The 3,972-nt window shown below is 72.8% G+C and carries 5 protein-coding genes; 3 read left to right on the top strand and 2 right to left on the bottom strand.

All coding sequences use genetic code 11. The features are described 5' to 3' along the window. A partial coding sequence (locus J0670_RS32410; protein WP_243437843.1) for an SPFH domain-containing protein occupies positions 1 to 925 on the top strand: 925 nt, incomplete at its 5' end. After that, a complete protein-coding gene (locus J0670_RS32415; protein ID WP_207815633.1) occupies positions 922 to 1,887 on the top strand; it encodes a C40 family peptidase in 966 nt (321 codons plus the stop codon). The genes J0670_RS32410 and J0670_RS32415, both read left to right, overlap by 4 nt. A 59-nt stretch (positions 1,888 to 1,946) precedes the next feature. Here the strand turns inward: J0670_RS32415 and J0670_RS32420 are convergent, their stop codons facing one another. Beyond that, positions 1,947 to 2,900, bottom strand: a complete 954-nt coding sequence (locus J0670_RS32420) for an aldo/keto reductase (protein WP_207815634.1) — start codon at positions 2,898 to 2,900, stop codon at positions 1,947 to 1,949. 154 nt (positions 2,901 to 3,054) lie between these two features. Between J0670_RS32420 and J0670_RS32425 the strand changes: the two genes are divergently transcribed. After that, a complete protein-coding gene (locus J0670_RS32425; protein WP_207815635.1) occupies positions 3,055 to 3,255 on the top strand; it encodes a hypothetical protein in 201 nt (66 codons plus the stop codon). A gap of 54 nt (positions 3,256 to 3,309) precedes the next feature. Here J0670_RS32425 and J0670_RS32430 read toward each other — a convergent pair. Next, positions 3,310 to 3,972 (bottom strand): endo alpha-1,4 polygalactosaminidase (locus tag J0670_RS32430; protein ID WP_207815636.1); only part of this gene is annotated, 663 nt, incomplete at its 5' end.

The following is a 3,972-nucleotide window of genomic DNA, read 5'->3' on the forward strand; positions in this document are numbered from 1 at the left end:
GCCCGGCTGGATCGCCCTGCTGGCGGTGCTGATCGGACTGGCCGGGGCGCTGTACGTACTGCTGCGCACCGGCGTGATCCCGCACGGGGACTGGCTGCCCGAGCTGCGCAGCTCCGCCGCCCAGGACAGCGGCCGGGCCGAGGTGGACGCCCCGGCCATCGCCGCGGCCGGCGCGGCCGGGCTGCTGGTGGTGTTGGCGCTCGCCGGCCTGCTGGCCAACGCGGGCGGCGAGACCCGGGTGCTGACCCGCTGGGGCCGCTACCGGGGCACCGTCCGCAGGACCGGCCTGGTCTGGGTCAACCCGCTGCTGCGCCGCCGCCGCGTGGACGTGCGGCTGCGGCACTGGCGCAGCGAGCCGGTCAAGGTGGTCGACCGCACCGGCACCCCCATCGTCGTCCGGCTGCTGATCGTCTGGCGGGTCAAGGACACCGCCCGGGCGCTGCTCGCGATCGAGGACCACGAGAGCTACCTGCGCGAGCAGGTGCAGGCGGTGCTCACCCGCACCGCCTCCACCCTGCCGTGCGACAGCAACGCAGCGCCCGGGCCCGCGCTGCGCGACGGTCAGTGGTTCGCCGACGAGATGACCCGCGCGCTGGCCGCCGAGGCCGCCCCGGCGGGCCTGGAGGTCTACTCGGTGCAGCCGCTGGCACTGGACTACGCCCCCGAGGTCGCCGAGTCGATGCGGCGCCGCCGGCTGGCCGACCTGGACGCGGGCCTGCGGACCGTGCTGGTCGACGACGCGGTCGAGGCGGCGGCGCTGGCCGTGCGCCGGCTGGAGCGGGCGACCGCGCACGAACTGGACGAGGCCGCCCGCAGCGCGCTGATGGAGCAGCTGCTGGTCGCCTTCGTCGCCCCGGCCGGAGTGGCCGCCTCGGTACCGTCCCCGGCCGCCCGAGCCGGGCGGAAGGAAGGACGACCCGCATGAGGATAGCCACCGGCGCGTACGCCGAACCCGGCATCGGAGCCGGCGCGGATTCCGGCCTGATGGGCTTCGAGGAGCGCCTCGGCAGCCTCCCCGCGATCACCGGCTGCGGTTGCCCGAACTGCGCGGCCCGGCCGCGCACCGCCCGGGACACGGCCGGGAGCGGCGGCCGAATACACCGGGCCGTCCGAAGTACCTGCCTGGCCACCACCGTGCTGGCGGGCGCCGGCGTGGTCGGCCTGACGGCCGGTGCCGGGTCCGCGCACGCCGCGGCCGGCACGCAGGGCTGGGACGGCTCGAAGTACTGGTTCAAGAACAGCAGCGGTGAGTGGCGCTGGACCAGCCACTACGACGTCTACGCGAGCCGCGCCGGCGGCTCCGGGAGCTCCGGCGCCCAGTCCGTCTCGAACGGCTCGGCCTCCTCCGGGCTGAGCCAGGGCTGGGACGGCTCGAAGTACTGGTTCAAGAACAGCAGCGGCGAGTGGCGCTGGACCAGCCACTACGACGTCTACGCGAGCCGCACCGGCCAGTCCGGCGGCGGTTCGGCCCCGGCCCCCAGCCGGCCGAGCACCAATTCGTCCTCGAACAGCGCGCCGGCCTCCGGGAGCGTGGAGGCGGCCATCGACTACGCGCTGGCCCAGCTGGGCAAGCCGTACGTCTGGGGCGGCAACGGCCCGTCGGGCTACGACTGCTCGGGGCTGGTCCAGCAGGCCTACCGGCGCGCGGGCATCAGCCTGCCGCGGGTGGCGGACGACCAGTACGCGGCGACCACGGCGATCAGCTCGGGCCAGCTGCGCCGCGGCGACCTGGTGTTCTGGTCGGACAGCGGCCGGGCCTCGGGGATCCACCACGTGGGGATCTACCTGGGCGGCGGCAAGTTCGTGGAGGCGCCCCGGCCGGGCACGACCGTTCGCATATCGACGCTCAGCTCCGGCTACTACCCGACCCACTTCGGGCGGCCGTAGGGCCGACGGAACGCACCGGGCCCCGACAGCCGAACCGCTGTCGGGGCCCGGTCGTCTGCTCAGGCGGAGGCTTCGTCCAGCAGGGCGGTCTGCTCCGCGGTGAGCTCCAGCGTGGCGCCGGCCAGCAGCGGGGGCAGCTGCTCGACGGTGCGGGCGCTCGCGATCGGGGCGGCGACCGTCGGGCGGGCGGTGAGCCAGGCCAGCGCCACCGTGGCGGGCTCGACCCCGTGCTCGGCGGACACCTCGTCCAGTGCTTCGAGCACCCGGGGGCCGCGCGGGTCGGCCAGGTAGCGGGCGGCGCCCTCGGCGCGGGCGCTGGCCACCTCCGGGCCGCCGGGGCGGTACTTGCCGGTCAGGAAGCCGGAGGCGAGCGCGTAGTACGGGACGGTGGCGAGGCCGTGCTCGGCGACCACGTCGGCCAGCGGGCCCTCGAAGGTGTCGCGGGAGACCAGGTTGTAGTGCGGCTGGACCGCGACGTACTTGGCCAGGCCCTCGCGCTCGGCGAAGGCCAGCGCCTCGACCAGCCGCTCGGCGGAGATGTTGGAGGCGGCCACCGCCCGGACCTTGCCCTCGCGGACCAGCGAGTCCAGGGCGGTGACGAACTCCTCGACCGGGGTCTCGTCGTCCCGGTGGGTGTAGTACAGGTCGATCCGGTCGACGCCCAGGCGGCGCAGCGAGGCCTCGGCGGCGGACTTGATGTTGGCCGCGCCCAGGCCGCTCGCCTCGGGGTGCATGCCCACCTTGGTGGCGATCACGATGTCGTCGCGGTTGCCGCGGCTGCGCAGCCAGTTGCCGATGACGGTCTCGGACTCGCCGCCGCTGTTGCCCGGGGCCCAGGACGAGTAGACGTCGGCGGTGTCGATGAAGTTGCCGCCGGCCGCCGCGTAGGCGTCCAGGACGGCGAAGGACTGCTGTTCGTCAGCCGTCCAACCGAAGACGTTGCCTCCGAGGGAGAGCGGGAAGACGGACAGGTCGGACGTGCCGAGGCTCACCCGGCGGTGCTTTTCGGTCATGAAGGAAGTCAACCCCACTGTGCGGCAGCGCATTCCGAACTTGGCGGCGTCTTCACCCGCCCGTCGTCCCGCCGTCGCACGTCGGAGTGATGCGGTCACCGGACGAGGGGTCCGGGGTGTGCCTGAGGTGGGCCGATTCGTTAGAGTCCGTGCCATGGCTGACAACGACTACGACCCCGCCGGTAGCACCCAGATGTTCCGGGCGTTCGTCGACGAGAGCCCGGCGCCCCAGGCACCGGGCTCCGTCTCCACCTACGGCAGCAGCAAGAGCGGCAGTCGAACCGGCGTGATCGCGCTGGTCGCCGTCGTCGCCCTGGTCGTGCTGGGCGCCGTCATCTGGCTGGCGGTCAAGTGACCCTCGCGCGGGTGGCCCTGGTCCGGGCCACCCGCGCGACGGGAAGCACCGGCCTCAGCAGGGCTTGCGCCAGGCGTTGAGGTCGAGCTTCTTCTGCATCGAACTGAAGCCCAGCGCCTTGGCCTTGGCGCAGAACTGGTCCGTGTCGAGCTTGTACTCGACGTGGAAGACGGCCTTGCCCGCCTTGATGAAGGGCGAGACCCGGTCGCACTCGTCGAACTGCGAGCACTCCTCGTTGACCGCGAAGTCGAAGTCCGGCAGCAGCGCGGGGATCTGGTCCAGGTCGTTCTTCAGGCCGATGGCCAGGCCGCGTTCGTGCGCGAGCTGCGCCAGCATCCGGTTGTACTTGAGCTGGTCGTCGGGGGTCAGCGGGAAGCCGCTGTTCTGGTTGTAGGCCTCGATGGTGTCCGGCTCGACGGCGTCGAAGCCCTTGCTCCTGCACATGTCGAAGCGGGCGGCCATCAGTGGCTTCAGCTGGTCGAGCTTGCGGATGTCGAACCACTTCTCGCCCTTCCAGCCGGTGTCCGAGCCCTGGAGGGACTTGGCGAAGGCGGCGGAGTCGGGGCGGAAGTCCTCCCAGGATCCGGCGTTGATGTAGCAGATCACCTTGCGGCCCTTGGCGTGCAGCGCGGCCACCACCGAGGCGTCGTTCTCGAAGCCGTCGATGTCGTAGACCGGTACGTCCACCGACTGGTCGACGGCGCCGCCGAGTTGCCA

Source organism: Streptomyces sp. FH025, assembly GCF_017427025.1.
In the GTDB taxonomy this organism is placed as follows: Bacteria; Actinomycetota; Actinomycetes; order Streptomycetales; family Streptomycetaceae; genus Kitasatospora.

Coding starts and splice junctions, on each gene's coding strand:
- J0670_RS32420 (WP_207815634.1), bottom strand. CDS start 2,900: ATGACCGAAAAGCACCGCCGGGTGAGCCTCGGCACGTCCGACCTGTCC.
- J0670_RS32415 (WP_207815633.1), top strand. CDS start 922: ATGAGGATAGCCACCGGCGCGTACGCCGAACCCGGCATCGGAGCCGGC.
- J0670_RS32425 (WP_207815635.1), top strand. CDS start 3,055: ATGGCTGACAACGACTACGACCCCGCCGGTAGCACCCAGATGTTCCGG.